Origin of the sequence: Curtobacterium sp. 1544, from assembly GCF_040544915.1 — a bacterium.
Classification (GTDB): domain Bacteria; phylum Actinomycetota; class Actinomycetes; order Actinomycetales; family Microbacteriaceae; genus Curtobacterium; species Curtobacterium pusillum_C.
This window is the reverse complement of record NZ_JBEPKX010000008.1, coordinates 36,818-53,336: the sequence shown is the minus strand read 5'-3', so window position 1 is coordinate 53,336 and position 16,519 is coordinate 36,818. Positions and strand designations below refer to the sequence as shown.

Sequence of the window (16,519 nt, the reverse complement as noted above, 5' to 3'; positions counted from 1 at the left end):
GCGGGGACTCGCTCGTGCGTCAGGCGCCGAACAGGGTGACGGTCTCGATCGCGAGCAGGCCGCTGACCACCAGGACCGCGAGCACCCCGACGACGACGTAGGTGCCGCGCTGCTCGTACCAGCTGCGGCTCGTCGGGTAGCGGCGGGCGAACTCGCGCGCGGGCATCGGGCGCGGGTCCTCGGTCACCTGTACGCCGAGCGACTCGACGACACGGTCGATCCCGGCGTCGCCCCAGACGTCGGAGCGCAGACGGAACAGGTGTCCGCCGTCCGCGTCGAACGCGACGAGCTCGCGCGAGGTCCGTTCCACCGAGCTGCCGTGCGTCGTCGCGAGGACCAGGCTGTGCACGCGTTCGCGGGGGACCCGGCGGTTCGGGGTGACGACGCCGCGCACCGTGATGCCGACGGGGTCGATGCCGATGAAGGCGGTGGTGAGTCGCGTGAAGACGATCCCGACGACGACCGCGAGGGCGATGACCACGGTCGCGACGAGCGTCCAGAGACGGAAGGGGAGCGACACCCACACCAGGGCGACCGCGAGGGGCACGGCGGAGAACACGACGCTGAGGATCGTCGAACGCACGAGGGAACGCCGTGGCCGGAGCACCAGGTCGTACGCCGTCGCGCGCACGTGCGCCGCCACCGGTGCCGTCAGGTCCCCCACGTGGACTCCTCGTCCCTCGGGTGCCCGGGCAGCACTGATCGTCCGCCCGGGGAGCGACGCCCCTGCCGCTCCGTGCACCGTGTCCGACCCGTCCCGGGGTCGTCCGTCCGGTGAGTCTAGGCGACCGACGGGTATCGGGGACAGCCCGTTCCACCCCTGAGCCTCGTTTCGCGGCCAGTCCATGGGGAACGGGGTGCAGCGCGGTCCGCCGGGTGGGGGACCGCCTGGCTCCGGTCGGTCCTCGAACGACGAAGGACCCGAGCCGCGGGGCTCGGGTCCTTCGGATGGAACTGGCGGAGAATGGGGGATTCGAACCCCCGAGGGCTTGCACCCAACACGCTTTCCAAGCGTGCGCCATAGGCCACTAGGCGAATTCTCCTGGCGCCATCTCGCGATGACGACACCCCATGGTACAGGTCTTCGGGGGTGTGGATGACCACGTCCGTCCACAGCTCCTACCGCTCCCAGTTGTCACGACAAGGACGCGGCTAGCCTGGTCCCGTGTCGACCCGCATCTACATCACGTCAGCAGAAGGACACACGGGCAAGAGCACCGTCGCCCTCGGTGTCCTCGAGACCCTCGCGCGCTCGGTCGGACGGGTCGGCGTGTTCCGACCGGTCGCCCGGTCGGTGGACGAACCCGACTACGTGCTCGAGCTGTTGCTGCAGCACACCGCGGTCGGCATCTCGTACGACGACGCGGTCGGCGTGACCTACGACGACGTGCACGCGGACCCGGACGCCGCCCTCGCGACGATCGTCACCCGCTTCGCCCAGGTCGAGCGGCAGTGCGACGCCGTGGTGGTGCTCGGGTCGGACTACACCGACGTCGGCAGTCCCACCGAGCTGTCGTTCAACGCCAAGGTCGCGGCGAACCTCGGTGCGCCCGTGCTCCTCGTGCTCGGCGGACGCGACGCTGCCGAACGCGGTGCCCGCACGCCGGAGGACATGGCGCAGGTCGCCGACGTCACGACGAGCGAGCTGCGCGCGGCACACGCGCAGGTGTTCGGCGTGATCGTGAACCGTGCCGACCCCGACGCCCTCGGCACGATCGTGTCGAGCGTCGAGCGCGCCGTCCACGACGACCACCCCGACCTCCCCGTGTGGGCGATCCCCGAGGACAGTGTCCTCGTCGCCCCCACCGTGCGTGCCCTGCTCGCCGCGACCGACGCCACGCTCGTCCGTGGTGACGACGCCCTGCTCGACCGCGAGGCACTGGGCACCGTCGTCGCGGGCATGAGCATGGAGAACGTGCTGCCCCGCCTGATCGAGGGCGGCATCGTGGTCGTCCCGGGGGACCGCAGCGACGTCCTCATCGCGACGCTCCTGGCCAACCAGTCGGAGACCTTCCCGAGCCTCGCCGGCGTGATCCTCAACGGCGGGTTCGAGACGGCACCGCAGATCTCCCGGCTGCTCGAGGGGCTGTCGAGCTCACTGCCCATCGCGCAGAACGACCTCGGCACGTACGACACCGCCCTCCGCATCACCCAGACCCGCGGCCGGCTCGCGGCGGACTCCCCGCGGAAGGCCGACCTGGCCCTGGCCCTGTTCGAGCAGCACGTCGACGCCGACGCCCTGCGCGACCGGTTGCAGCTCACCCCGTCCGGCGTCGTCACGCCGCTGATGTTCGAGCACGGGCTGCTCGACCGGGCTCGCGGGTACGGCAAGCGCATCGTCCTGCCCGAGGGCGAGGACGACCGGATCCTCCGCGCAGCGTCGACCCTGCTCGCCCGCCAGGTGTGCGAGCTGACGATCCTCGGTGACCCCGCCGCCATCCGCACCCGCGCGACCGAGCTCGGCCTCGACCTCGACGCCGCCCAGCTCGTGTCGCCGTTCGACCCCGAGCTGCGGGAGCGCTTCGCCGAGGAGTACACCCGGCTGCGTGCGCACAAGGGCATGTCGATCGAACTCGCCCGCGACACCGTGACCGACGTCTCGTACTTCGGCACGATGATGGTGCAGCTCGGACTCGCCGACGGCATGGTGTCCGGCGCGAAGCACACCACGGCGCACACCATCCGGCCCTCCTTCGAGATCATCAAGACCCGCCCGGACACGTCGATCGTGTCGAGCGTGTTCCTGATGGCGCTCGCCGACCGGGTGCTCGTCTACGGCGACTGCGCGGTCATCCCGGACCCGACGAGCGAGCAGCTCGCCGACATCGCGATCTCGTCGGCCGAGACGGCGACGCAGTTCGGCATCGATCCCCGCGTCGCGATGCTCAGCTACTCCACCGGCGACAGCGGCTCCGGTGCCGACGTCGACAAGGTCCGGGCGGGCACCGCGTTCGTCCGCGAGCGCCGCCCCGACCTGCTCGTCGAGGGCCCGATCCAGTACGACGCCGCGGCCGATCCGACGGTCGCCAGCACCAAGATGCCGGACTCGCCGGTCGCCGGGAAGGCGACGGTCTTCATCTTCCCCGACCTCAACACGGGCAACAACACGTACAAGGCCGTGCAGCGCTCCGCCGGTGCCGTCGCGATCGGTCCGGTGCTGCAGGGTCTGCGCAAGCCGATCAACGACCTGTCCCGCGGCGCGCTCGTCGGCGACATCGTCAACACCGTCGCGATCACCGCGATCCAGGCCGGCACCGCGTCCGACGCGGCCTGACCGACCGACCCGCACCGCGCCTCCAGGCCCCAACAGAAAGCGACCGTCCCGTGACCGCAGCCCTCGTCGTCAACTCCGGATCGAGTTCGTTCAAGTACCAGCTCATCGAACTCGAGGGGGAGCGCACGCTCGCCTCCGGTCTCGTCGAGCGCATCGGCGAGTCGACCGGCGCGTGGAAGCACACCAACGCGCTGACGGGGGAGTCCTCGTCGAACGACGCCAGCGCCGTACCGGACCACGCCGCCGGGTTCCAGGCGATGATCGACGCGTTCGTCAAGGTCGGGCCGTCCTTCGACGAGTACCCGCCCGCGGTCGTCGGGCACCGCGTCGTGCACGGCGGGACCACCTTCGACCGGGCCACCGTCGTGACCGACGAGGTCGAGCAGCAGATCGAGGACCTGAACAGCCTCGCGCCGCTGCACAACCCGGCGAACCTCGAGGGGATCCGCGCCGCGAAGCAGGTGTTCTCCGACGTGCCGCAGGTCGCCGTGTTCGACACCGCCTTCCACCAGACGATGCCGCCGCACGCGTACACCTACGCGATCCCGGCGGACCTCGCCGCGAAGTACTCGATCCGCCGCTACGGCATGCACGGCACGAGCCACAAGTACGTGTCCGAGCAGGCCGCAGAGTTCCTCGGTCGACCGCTCGCCGAGCTGAAGACGATCGTGCTGCACCTCGGCAACGGGGCCTCGGCCGCGGCGATCGACGGCGGGAAGTCCATCGAGACCTCGATGGGCCTCACCCCGCTCGAGGGCCTCGTGATGGGCACCCGGTCCGGTGACCTCGACCCCGCGGTGCTCATCCACCTGCACCGCGAAGCTGGACTGTCCTTCGACGAGCTCGACACGATGCTCAACAAGGAGTCCGGGCTCCTCGGGCTCACCGGCAACGGCGACATGCGCGACGTGCAGGACGCCGCGCTCAACGGCGACGACGTGGCCGAGGCGGCGCTCGCCGTCTACCGCCACCGCATCCGTCGCTACGTGGGTGCGTACACGGCGCAGCTCGGCGGCCTCGACGCCGTCGTGTTCACCGCCGGTGTCGGCGAGAACAACGCGCTGCTCCGTCGCCGCGTGCTCGCCGGGCTGGAGCACCTGGGCATCGAGATCGACCCGGACCGGAACGAGCTGGCCTCGCGCGAGGCCCGTCTCGTCTCGACCGACGCGTCACGGGTCGCGGTGCTCGTCATCCCGACGAACGAGGAACTCGAGATCGCCCGCCAGTCGGCCGCGGTCGCGCTCAGCTGAGCGCCGACAGCGCCGCCGGGATCGGGGTGTCGCCGCTCGTGACCTCGAACTGGACGCCCACCGCGGTGTCGTCGAGGATCGCGTGCAGCACCACCGCGGCGACGTCCGCGCGGGGGATCGTGCCGCGCGGGACCGTCCGGCCGACGTCGACGGTGCCCTGCGGGACGGTGTCGACCAGGCCGCTGGGTCGCACGATCGTCCACCGCAGGTTGCGCGCCCGGAGGTTCGCGTCCGCCTCGGCCTTCGCACGCAGGTAGACCTGGAACACGTCGGGCTCGGCACGGGCGGGAACGACCGCACGCTCCGGGTCGTACGAGTCCGCCGCCATCGCCGAGACCATCACGTACCGACGGATCCCGGCCCGTTCGGCGGCGTCGGCGAGCAGGATCGCGCCGTCCCGGTCGACGGTGAGCTTCCGCTCCGCGCCGCTGTTCGGGCCGGCGCCGGCCGCGAACACCACGGCATCGACACCGCGCAGGCGGAGCGCGAGCTCGTCGTCGTCCAGCTGCTCGAGGTCCGCGACGATCGCTGTGGCGCCCTGTTGCTCGACGTCGGTGACGTGTGCGGGGTTGCGGACGATGGCGACGGCGTCGTGTCCGGCGTCGGTGACGAGGCGGGCGAGGAGCAGGGCGATCTGGCCGTGTCCTCCGGCGATGGCGATCTTCATGTGTCCGAGTCTGCCCGTTCCGTCCGGTAGACTTCCGGAGGCTCCTCACGTGACGCCATCCAGGCCAACTCCCCCAGGGCGGAAACGCAGCAAGGGTAACCGGGCTCTGGCGGGTGCGTGGGGAGTCTTTTCGTCGTCTGGTGTCCGTTTCGTAACGGGTTGCGGACAGCAACCTGATCGTGTGCAAAGATCGGCCCCAGGAATCCCCAACCAGGATTCCTGAACCCTCCACCGCCTCACCAGCGGGGGAGTTTCCGGATCAGGTGGCAGGCGCGTCCTGCCAGGAAAAGAGACACGCATGCGCAGGCACGTGTCGCTTCGGGGTACCCGCGTACCCACGACAGCGGGCGACTGGACACGACGGATCATCGGTGCTGGCGACCGAGCTCGACGACGAGCATCGGACGATCGGCGTCTCCTCCTGCGTGGCGGCGTCATCGCCACGGTGACGGCGCTCATCGCCGCCACCGTGGCGTTCCAACCGGCGGCGGCCGCCCAGACCGACGTCTCCGAAGCCGAGGGCGTCCTGCTCAGCGGGTCGGGCATCGTCGACGTCGACACGATCGCGCAGCTCGGCGGTGCCTACTCCGCCCGCGGAGCGACCACCGGTGGCGGCACCACGAACCAGCCGCTCAACCTCACCGCGCTGAACGCGGTCGGGGTGGACCTCGGGAACGACATCGACCTGATCGGGGCGAACGGCATCCTCACCCTCGGGGTCGACGGCCAGTACGCGACGACCTCGGCGAACGGCGCGACCGCGTCCTCCGGCCTCCTCACGAACGACGGCGGCATCGGTGTCGGCAACGGCTCGGGCACGGGTGCGGCGACGCTGGACCTCAATCCGCTGTTCTCGCGCGTCGGCGCTGACACGACGGTGCTGTCGAACGCCCGGCTGCAGGTCGGTGCCCTCGCGTCGACGCTCTCCGCGACGCGCGGGGCGACGGTGAGCACGTCGAGCGACTACCGGATCGCGAGCGCGAACCTCGCCCTGACCAGCCCGGCGGTCCAGGGCCTGACCACCTCGCTCCGGGACGAGCTCCGGACGGTGTCGAGTTCCGTCAACGGTGTCTTCGGCACCGGTGGCGCCCTGCAGGGGACCACCTCGGCCGTGACCGCGCAGATCCAGACGCTGCTGCGTCAGGCGCTGCTCGGGACGGTGAACGTGAGCGGCACGAACATCACCGCGAACGTGAACCTCAACCTCGACGACACGCTGACCCAGGTCCTTCGCCAGCCCCTGACCGACGGCGCCGTGACGATCACCCCGTCGACCGGGACGATCACGGTCGACCTCGACAAGCTCACGGCGCTCAACGGGCAGCCCGCGAACACCCCGGTGCTGACGACCGCGGCCGTGAACTCGATCAACCAGAGCATCACCACGATCCTCGGGACGCAGCTGCCGACGGCACTGCAGACCGCCGTCGTGAACACGATCAACTCGACCGCGGTCCGCGTAGACATCGCGACGAACGCCACCGTCCTCGGGCAGCCCGCCGCGGCGATCGGCCTGCAGGTCGACACGACGCTCGGTGCGCTCGCCGGCACGGCCACCGCGAACCCGACGATCACGGCGTCCGGCAGCCTCGCCGGACTCCCGCTGCCCCTCGGGACGGTGCTCGCCCCGGTCGTGACCGGGATCGTCGTGCCGGCCCTGCAGACGGCGCTCCGGCCGATCATCGGCGGTACCGCACTCACCCAGCTCGGCACGACGCTGACGAACACCACCCGTGCGGTGGCGACGCTGCTCTCGCCCGTCGTGCTGCTCCTCCGCCAGGTGATCGACCTCACCGTGAACGCGCAGGACACGACGACCGGGTTCCGCGACGCCCGCGGGTACGACCCCGGCTCGCGGAGCGTGCACGCGCTGCGCCTGTCGATCCTGCCGGGCGCGAACGTCGCCACGGTCGACCTCGCGACCTCGACCGTCCGCGCCAGCGCGTTCGTCGCACCGACGATCACGGCACCGACGGCGAACCAGGTGTTCAGCGTGCCCACCGCTTCCTCGACCCGCACCGTCGCGGTGAGCGGCGCGGGGGAGCCAGGGGCGACGATCGCGGTCAGCCTCGGTGGCGGACGCACCGGCACCGCCACGGTCGCCGCGAACGGCACCTGGACGACGACCATCGCGAGCGTCCCGACCGGCGACTACACGGCCACCGCGACGCAGACCGTCGGCGGCACCGCGGCGGGCACCGTCACACAGCCGTTCTCGGTCGTCGCGCAGCAGGCGCTGACGATCACGACCCCGACCGCCGGGCAGACCTTCACCACCACCGGCACCACGGCGCCCGTGACCCTGACGGGCACCGCGACCGCGAACGCCCGCATCGACATCGACCTCGGCGGTGGCCTGACGGCGACCGGCACGGCGAACGCGAGCGGCGCGTGGAGCATCTCGGTGCCGAACGTCCCGACGGGCGACCGGACCGCCAGCGTCACGCAGACCGTGGGCGACAGCACCTCGGCGCCGGTCACCCGCGCGTTCCGGGTCGTGGCCGCGGCGGGCCTGACGATCGCATCGCCGACGGCGGGCCAGGACTTCCCGCTCGTCGGGGACACCCGTGACGTCCCGATCTCCGGGACCGCGCAGCCCGGGGCCCGCGTGGACGTCTCGGTGAACGGCGGCGACCGGACGGCGACCACCACGGCGAACGCCGGGGGCGCCTGGTCGACGACGATCACGGCCGTCCCCGCTGGGGGCTACTCGGCGAGTGTCACGCAGACCGTCGGCTCGTCGACGAGCACGCCGGTCACGCGTGACTTCACCGTGACGGCGGCCCCCGCGCTGACGATCGACGCACCGGAGGACGGCAGCGCGATCACCGTCGCCGACGCGACCTCGACGACCCCCGTCACGGTGTCCGGCACAGCGGCGCCGAACGCGCAGGTGGTCGTGGGCATCGGTGGTTCCTTCACCGCCACGGTCCCCGCGGACGGCGACGGGGCCTGGGAGACCACGTTCCAGGGCGTCCCGGTCGGCGACCGCACGGTGACCGCACGGCAGACGGTCGACGGGACGACGTCCGGTCCGGTGACATCGGCCTTCACGGTCCGCGCGGGTGCGCCGATCGCGATCACCACGCCGGCCCCCGGCGCGACGGTGACCGTCCTCGACGCCGACACCACCACGGACCTCGACCTGGTCGGCACCGCCGAGCCCGGAGCGGACGTCGCGGTCTCCCTCGGCGGCGGTCTGACCGCCACGGCGACGGCGAACGGCGACGGCGACTGGACCGCGACGGTCCAGGACGTCCCGGTCGGCCGGTACACGATCGCGGCGACCCAGACCGTGAACGGCACGACCTCACCGGCCGTGCGCCAGGTCGTCACCGTCGCAGCCGGTGCGGCCCTCGCGGTCTCGACGCCGACGCAGGGGAGCACGACGGCGGTCGCCACGGACGACGCGACGATCGACGTCACCGTCACGGGCACCGCCCAGCCGGGTGCGACCGTCGACGTCGTCCTCGACGGCGCGGACGACCCGGTGTCGACGACCGCCGGTGAGGACGGCACGTGGACCGTGACCCTGCCCGCGGTCGGCACGGGCGACCACACCGCGAGCGTCACGCAGACGGTCGGCGGGCAGACCTCGGCGCCGGTCGACCGCGACTTCACCGTCGCGGTCGGTGACGACCTCGTGATCGCGTCGCCGACGGACGCGCAGCAGGTCCCGGCCGGCGCCGGCGGCCAGGCGGCCGTCGTGGTGCGCGGCACCGCCGAGGCCGGAGCCTCGGTCGCCGTCACGGTCGACGACGGCGACCCCGTCGTGGTCGTCGCGGACGCCTCGGGCAACTGGACCACCGACCCGGTCCAGCTCGGCATCGGCGACCACACCGTCGCGGCCGTCCAGACCGTGAACGGCACCACCGGACCGACGGTCACGGCGGACTTCACGGTCGTGCCCGGCACCGCGGTCACCATCGAGTCGCCGGCCGTGGGGTCGCGCTTCGTGGTGGTCGACGGGGACGCCACCGCGACCGTGCCGATCTCCGGCAGCTCCGAACCGAACGCCGACGTCACGGTGTCCCTCGGGCCGGACACGCAGTTCACCACCACGGCGGGCCCCACCGGAGCGTGGACGGTCGACGCCACGGGTCTCGCTCCCACGGGCACCTACACGGTGAACGCGAGCCAGAGCGTCGCGGACGTCGTGACGAGCGCCATCCCGACCACGTTCCAGGTCGTCACCGCGAATCCCCTCGCGATCACGGCACCGAGCACCGCCCCGATCGCCGTCGCGGGTGACGACGTGCAGCGCGACGTGACGGTCACCGGCACCGGCCAGCCCGGTGCGTCCGTGAGCGCCAGCACCGCCGGCGAGGACGACCAGCAGGCCACGGTCGGGGCGGACGGCACCTGGTCGGTGACGTTCCCGGACCTCGGCGTCGGCACCCACCCGGTGTCGGTCACGCAGACCCTGACCGGCACGGTCTCGTCCCCGGCGACGTCCGACCCGGTGACCCGGACGGTCACGATCGAGGCGGCCGACGCGGTGACCATCACCGCCCCGGACGCCGACGCCGTCCTCCTGGTCCCCGACGCGGACGCCACGCGTGAGGTGACGGTCTCCGGCACGGCCGAGCCGAACGCACCGGTGACGGTGCGGCTCGGCGACGACGAGCGCACGACGACCGCGAACGGTGACGGCGACTGGACGGTGACGTTCGACGGTGTCGGTGTCGGTGCCCCGACGCTCACCGCGACCCAGACCGTGGACGGGACCACTGCCTCCAGTCCGGAGCAGACCGTCACGGTGCGGGCCGCCACCGCGCTCACCCTGACGACCCCGGAGGACGGCGACGTCCTGACGGTCGCCGACGCGGCCGGCACGGCCGACGTCCGCGCAGCCGGACGGGCGCAGGGCGGCGCCGCCGTCACCGTCACGCTGTCGAACGGCGACTCCGAGCAGGTGACCGCCGAGACCGACGGCACCTGGGAGGCGACGTTCGAGGACGTCCCGGTCGGTGACTACACGGTCCGCGCGACGCAGCGTGTCGAGGGACAGACCTCGGCGCCGGTGAGCGCCGGGGTCTCCGTCCGGACCGGTGCGCCGCTCGCGGTCACCACGCCGGCCGGGGCCACCTCGGTGACCGTCGCGGACGACGACGCCACCACCGACGTCGCGTTCGCCGGGACCGGCCAGCCGCAAGCGACCGTCCGGGTCGACCTCGGCGCGGGCGGCACGGCCACGGCACCCGTCGGTGACGACGGCCGCTGGTCCACCACGGTGCAGGACGTCCCGGTCGGGTCGTGGACGGCAGCGGTCACCCAGGCGATCAACGGCACCACGAGTGCCGCGGTCGAGCGTCCGGTGTCCGTCGTCGCGGCGGCCGACCTGACGATCCGCGAGCCCGGTGACGACCCGATCACGGTCGCGGACGGCACCGCCACGACCACCGTGACCGTCGCGGGTGACGCCGAACCCGGCGCCACCGTGACCGTCACGGTCGACGACCGCGACCCGGTCGAGGTCACCGCCGGGGACGACGGCAGCTGGAGCGTCGACGTGCCGGACCTCGGGGTCGGGACGCACGACGTCAGCGTCACGCAGACCGTCGGCGGCTCCACCTCGACCACCCCGGTCGAGACGTCGTTCGAGATCGAGGCGGGCGACCCCGTCCTGATCGACGAGCCGACGGCGGGTCAGCAGTACCTGGTCGCCGGTGAGGGCGCGACCGCCACGGTCGACGTCAGCGGCACGGCCGAGCCCGGGGCGACCGTCGTGGTCGACCTCGGCGGCGGGCGCAGCGAGTCCACCACGGCGGCCGCCGACGGCGCGTGGAGCGTCTCGGTGCCCGACGTGCCGGCCGGGACCCCGACGGTCAGCGTGACCCAGCGGATCGGCGACACCGTCTCCGCCCCGGCCACGGTGGGCATCCGGGTGCTCGTGGCGGACCCGATCACGATCGCCACCCCGGCGAACGGGTCGACCGTGCGCGTCGCGCAGCAGGACTCCATCGCGACGATCACCGCCGGTGGCGCAGCGCAGTCCGGCGCCGAGGTCCGGGTCACGATCGACGGGGGAGACCCGGTCACCGTGACCGCGACGGACGCCGGGACCTGGACGGTCGACCTCGAGGACGTCGGCGTCGGGGAGCACACCATCCGTGCCACCCAGACGGTCGACGGCTCGACCTCGGCGCCGGTCGCCAGCACCTTCACCGTCGCCCCGGGCACCGCGCTCGCGGTGACGACCCCGGCCGACGGCGCGACCGTCACCGTCCGCGCCGGCACCACCACCGCCACCGTGCCGGTCAGCGGCACCGGGCAGGCCGGCGGGACCGTCCGGGTCGTCGTCGACGACGAGGACCCGATCGTGGTCCCGGTCGGACCCGACGGCAGCTGGACGACGGACGTCACCGGGCTCGACGAGGGCGACCACACCGTCACGGTCACGCAGGAGGTGAACGGCACCACGTCGTCGCCGATCGTGCGCGACGTCACGGTCGAGGTGGCCGCGGCGGACGCGATCGTCGTCACGTCGCCGGTCGCCGGCACCACGTACCGGGTGGTCGACGGCACGACCGACGTCGAGGTCTCCGGTGTCTCGGCACCGAACGCCGCGATCTCGGTCCGCATCGACGGCGGCACACCGGTCACCACCACCGCGAACGGTGACGGCGACTGGACCGTGACCGTGCCGGACGTCGGCACGGGGCAGCACACCATCGCGGCCTCGCAGACCGTGGGCGGGACCACGACGGACGCACCCGGGGTCGGGTTCTCCGTCAGCGCCGTCGCACCGGTCCGGATCACGACCCCGACGGACGGCCAGGTCATCCCGACCACGGGGCCGACGGCATCCGTCCCGGTGAGCGGCACGGCCGAGCCGAACGCCACGATCCGGGTCGACGTGGACGGCCGGACCGCGACGACCACCGCGGGTGGGGACGGCTCGTGGACGGTCACCGTCGGTGCCGTGCCCGTCGGACCGCACACGGTGTCGGTCACCCAGACCGTGGGCGGTGTCACATCCACTCCGGTCACGAGCAGGGTGACGGTCGCCGCCGTCCAGCCGACCGACGTCACCATCACCAGTCCGGCACCGGGCCAGCTCATCCCCGCCACGGGGACCGGTGACACCGGGTCCTTCACGGTGACCGGGCACGCCACACCGGGTGCCCTGGTGACGGTGCGCCTGTCCAACGGCCAGGTCCGGACGGTGAGGGCCGACGCGAACGGGGACTGGAGCGTCACCTTCGACCGCGTGCCGGAGGGCCAGTGGACGATCACGGCGTCGCAGTCGGTGAACGGCACGACGACGGCCGCGCAGCCGGTGCCGATCGTGGTGGACGCGGTGCAGCCGCTCGCGGTCACCTCGCCCACGCCGGGTGCGCACCAGACGGCCTCGGCCGCCGGGACCGTCGACTGGCGCGTCGCCGGGACCGCCGAGCCGGGTGCGACCGTCACGGTCGTCGCCGACGACGGGACGCCGGTCACCACGACCGCGGACGACACCGGGGCCTGGTCCGTGGTGCTCCGTCTCGCGGTGGGGCAGCACACCATCCGGGTGACGCAGACCGTGGCGGGCGCCACGTCGGCCGCGCAGTCGATCGCCGTGGTGGTCGACGCAGCCGACCAGGGGACGCCGGGTGGGCCGGGCACGCCCGGCACGCCAGGGACCCCCGGCCTGCCCGGTTCCGGCGCGGACGGGTCCGGCGCGAACGGGTCCGGTGCCGGCTACGGCCCCGGTTCCGGTGGACTCGCCTTCACGGGTGCCGACGTCGCGCCGCTCGCGGGCGCGGCCGGTGGGCTGGTGGTCCTCGGGTTCCTCCTGCTGGGCCTGTCCCGACTCGCCCGCGGCATCCGCCGCCGGGGCCGCGCCTGACCCCACGGCACGACCCACACCGCGCCTCTCGTCCGTCGTCTGCACGGACGGGAGGCGCGGTGTGCGTCGTGCCTGCGCGCCACTTCCCACAGATGGTCCGTCCAGGGCCACGGGGTGTCGGTCGTCCCGGCTACCCTTGGGGCGTGGTCACCGCCCTGTATCGCCGTTACCGGCCCGAGAACTTCGCCGAGCTGATCGGACAGTCGCAGGTCACCGATCCGCTCCGGACGGCCCTGCGCACGAACCGGGTGAACCACGCGTACCTGTTCAGCGGTCCGCGCGGCTGCGGCAAGACGACCTCCGCCCGCATCCTCGCGCGCTGCCTCAACTGCGCCGAGGGGCCAACCGACACCCCGTGCGGCGTCTGCCCGAGCTGCGTCGAGCTGGCCCGCGGGGGCGGCGGATCGCTCGACGTCATCGAGATCGACGCCGCCAGCCACAACGGTGTCGACGACGCCCGTGACCTCCGCGACCGCGCCGTGTTCGCCCCGGCCCGCGACCGCTACAAGATCTTCATCCTCGACGAAGCCCACATGGTGACGCCGCAGGGCTTCAACGCGCTCCTCAAGCTGGTCGAGGAACCGCCGGAGCACGTCAAGTTCATCTTCGCGACGACCGAGCCCGAGAAGGTCATCGGCACGATCCGGTCGCGCACCCACCACTACCCGTTCCGCCTGGTCCCGCCTGCCGCGATGCTCGAGTACGTCGAGCAGCTCTGCACGCAGGAGTCGGTGTCGGTCGCGCCGGGCGTGCTGCCGCTCGTGGTCCGTGCCGGCGGCGGCTCCGTGCGTGACACCCTGTCCCTGCTCGACCAGCTGATGGCGGGCAGCGAGGACGGGGCCATCGCGTACGAGCGTGCCGTCGCGCTCCTCGGCTACACCGACGCCGCGCTGCTCGACGACGTCGTGGACGCGCTCGCGGTGGCCGACCCGGCCTCGGCCTTCGCCGCGATCGACCGCGTGGTGCAGACCGGGCAGGACCCGCGTCGTTTCGTCGAGGACCTGCTCGAGCGCCTCCGCGACCTCATCGTCGTCGCGGCGACGAACGAGAGCGCGGCCGCGGTCCTGCGGGGCGTCTCGCCCGAAGAACTCGACACGATGAGTCGTCAGGCGGGTGTGTTCGGCGCGAACGGACTGTCGCGCGCCGCGGACATCGCGAACCGTGCACTGACGGAGATGACCGGTGCGACCTCGCCGCGGCTCCACCTCGAACTCATGACGGCGCGGATGCTCGTGCCCGAGGCAGACGACACCCAGCGTGGTGCGCTCGCGCGGGTCGAGCGGCTCGAGCGCCGCGTGGGCGTCGGGGACGCCGGTGGGCACCAGGCCGGTCCGGAGACCCTGCCCCCCGCGGCGCGGACGAGCGCGCCCAGCCCCGCTGCACCGCAGGCTTCGGCATCGTCGCGTTCCGTTCCGGTCGCCGAATCCGCACCGGCACCTGCGCCGACTCCGCCGGCCGAGTCTGCCGCGCCGGTGGCCGAGTCCGCGCAGCAGCCGGTCGACCCGGGCACGGCCGCACGGGATGCCGCTGCGTCGTGGGCCGCAGCTGTGCCGAGCGCACCCGAGGCCCCGTCCGAGCGATCGGCCGCCGCAGCGCCGACGTCCAACGCTCCGACGTCCGCGGCACCGGCACCGGCCTCCGCACCGAGCCCCGTGGCCGGGAGCGCGAACGCCTCGTCGACCGGACAGGGAGCCGTCGCCGGCGACGAGCCCGCGGTCCGTCCGATCGCGGCCGTCGGGTTCCAGCAGCTCCGGGACTCCTGGCCCCAGATCGTGGAGCACGTGCAGCGGGCGAAGCGCTCGGCGTGGTCCGTGGTCGTCACCGCGCAGGTCACTGCCCTTCGTGAGGACGTCCTCACCCTGACGTTCCCGAGCCAGCAGGACGTGGCCTCCTTCAAGGAGATGTCCGACCCGTCGAACAGCGTCAGCGAGCTCCTGCGGCAGGCGATCGTCGACGTGCTCGGGCTCCGGGTGAAGTTCGTCGCTCGTGGTCCCGGCGGCCCCGGTCAGCAGCGTCCCGCCCAGCCGCAGCAGCCGACGGCGCCGCCGCAGGACCGGGCTCCGCAGCAGCCGGCCGCACCGCAGCGCCCGGCCGCCCCGGTGCAGGCACCCTCCCCGGCGCAGACATCCGCCCCGGCACCGGAGCGGTCTCCCGAGCGCGCGCCCGAGACCGAGCGCACGGCCGCCCCCGAGCCCACGGCGGCTGCGACACCGACGCCCACGGCCGCCCCCGCACCGGCAGCGTCCGAGCCCACCGGCGCCCCGGTGACCGAGTGGGCCGTCGCGTCGATCCCGGCGACCGACCCCTCGGGCGCAGCCGCACCCGACCGCGGTGAGCCATCCTGGTCCGCCCCGTTCGGCACCACGGACACCGGCGAACCGGTCGCGCCCACGCCGACCGTCTCGAACCCGGCGGTCGACGCGGCCCTCGCGGCCCAGCTGCGCCCCGCGTCGTCGCTGTCCGGCGGTGCCCCGCAGGCCGCATCGACGCCGGAGGTCGCACCTGCGGTCGCTCCCGATGCGCCGGACGTGCCCGTCGACGACTACCCGCTCGACGACGACCCCTACGGTGACGGCGAGCCCTACGCGGACGCACCCGCCGGTTCGGCGGCGCCGTCGCCGGCAGCCGCGCCCGCGCAACAGGCACCGCAACAGCAGACCGCGCCGCGGCAACAGCCCGCCCCCCAGGTCCGCCGGACCCCGGTGGCCGGTCGCTACGGCGAGGCCGTGGTCCGTGAGATCCTGAACGCCCAGTTCATCGAGGAGACCTCCCTCCACGAGGAAGGCGCTTGATGTACGACGGCATCGTGCAGGACCTCATCGACGAGTTCGGTCGCCTCCCCGGCATCGGACCGAAGTCGGCGCAGCGCATCGCGTTCCACATCCTCCAGACCGAGTCGTTCGACCCGTCGCGGTTGGCCGAGCTGCTGGCGGACGTCAAGGAGAAGGTCCGCTTCTGCGAGATCTGCGGCAACGTCACCGAGAACGTGCAGTGCAGCATCTGCCGCGACCCACGCCGCTCGCCAGCGGTGATCTGCGTCGTGGAAGAGGCGAAGGACGTCGCCGCGATCGAACGCACCCGGGAGTTCCGTGGGCTGTACCACGTGCTCGGTGGCGCGATCAGTCCGATCGACGGCATCGGCCCGGACGACCTCCGCATCCAACAGCTCATGACGCGGCTGGCGGACGGCACGGTGGACGAGGTCATCATCGCGACCGACCCGAACCTCGAGGGCGAGGCCACCGCGACGTACCTCAGCCGTCTGCTCGTCCCGATGGGGATCCGGACGACGCGCCTGGCCTCCGGGCTGCCCGTCGGCGGTGACCTCGAGTACGCCGACGAGGTCACGCTCGGACGCGCCTTCGAGGGCCGCCGCGTCGTCGGCGGCTGAGCCGGTCGGTCCGACCCGTCCCCGACTCCACGCAGGATCGTTGCGTCCGCGCCCGCTCAGACGCAACATCCGCGAAACACCGACTACCATTGTCAGACCGCGT

7 protein-coding genes, 1 tRNA gene and 1 other RNA gene are annotated in these 16,519 nt (G+C 72.9%); 6 read left to right on the top strand and 3 right to left on the bottom strand.

Going from position 1 to position 16,519, the window contains the following annotated elements; genetic code table 11:
• Positions 1-19: 19 nt before the first annotated feature.
• Positions 20-664: a hypothetical protein gene (locus ABIC61_RS06895; protein ID WP_354029317.1), complete on the bottom strand. Its 645-nt coding sequence runs from the start codon at positions 662-664 to the stop codon at positions 20-22.
• Between the two features lie 291 nt (positions 665-955).
• A tRNA-Ser gene (locus ABIC61_RS06890) sits at positions 956-1,043 on the bottom strand.
• A 122-nt stretch (positions 1,044-1,165) separates the two neighbouring features.
• Here ABIC61_RS06890 and pta point away from each other — a divergent pair.
• Together pta and ABIC61_RS06880 are read left to right on the top strand one after the other, a co-directional pair.
• Positions 1,166-3,274, top strand: a complete 2,109-nt coding sequence (pta, locus tag ABIC61_RS06885) for a phosphate acetyltransferase (protein ID WP_144752153.1) — start codon at positions 1,166-1,168, stop codon at positions 3,272-3,274.
• A gap of 50 nt (positions 3,275-3,324) precedes the next feature.
• Positions 3,325-4,524 carry an acetate/propionate family kinase gene (locus tag ABIC61_RS06880; protein WP_354029316.1) on the top strand — a complete coding sequence of 400 codons (1,200 nt, stop codon included), beginning with the start codon at positions 3,325-3,327 and terminating at the stop codon, positions 4,522-4,524.
• Here ABIC61_RS06880 and ABIC61_RS06875 read toward each other — a convergent pair.
• Entirely contained in the window at positions 4,517-5,191 is a 675-nt protein-coding gene (locus ABIC61_RS06875) for an SDR family oxidoreductase (RefSeq protein ID WP_354029315.1), read from the bottom strand. The genes ABIC61_RS06880 and ABIC61_RS06875 overlap by 8 nt on opposite strands.
• A 36-nt stretch (positions 5,192-5,227) precedes the next feature.
• On the opposite strand from ABIC61_RS06875, the gene ffs reads away from it, so the two are divergent.
• From ffs to recR, 4 genes are all read left to right on the top strand, one after another.
• Positions 5,228-5,324: signal recognition particle sRNA small type (gene ffs / locus ABIC61_RS06870), an RNA gene on the top strand.
• A gap of 312 nt (positions 5,325-5,636) precedes the next feature.
• The gene (locus ABIC61_RS06865; protein ID WP_354029314.1) at positions 5,637-13,025 is read left to right on the top strand and encodes a choice-of-anchor G family protein; all 7,389 of its coding nucleotides are present in this window, start codon (positions 5,637-5,639) and stop codon (positions 13,023-13,025) included.
• 143 nt (positions 13,026-13,168) lie between these two features.
• Positions 13,169-15,817: a DNA polymerase III subunit gamma and tau gene (locus ABIC61_RS06860; protein ID WP_354029313.1), complete on the top strand. Its 2,649-nt coding sequence runs from the start codon at positions 13,169-13,171 to the stop codon at positions 15,815-15,817.
• Positions 15,817-16,416, top strand: a complete 600-nt coding sequence (gene recR / locus ABIC61_RS06855; RefSeq protein ID WP_079236554.1) for a recombination mediator RecR — start codon at positions 15,817-15,819, stop codon at positions 16,414-16,416. Before ABIC61_RS06860 ends, recR begins: the two co-directional genes overlap by 1 nt.
• Positions 16,417-16,519: the final 103 nt, after the last annotated feature.

Coding starts and splice junctions, on each gene's coding strand:
- recR (WP_079236554.1), top strand. CDS start 15,817: ATGTACGACGGCATCGTGCAGGACCTCATCGACGAGTTCGGTCGCCTC.
- ABIC61_RS06875 (WP_354029315.1), bottom strand. CDS start 5,191: ATGAAGATCGCCATCGCCGGAGGACACGGCCAGATCGCCCTGCTCCTC.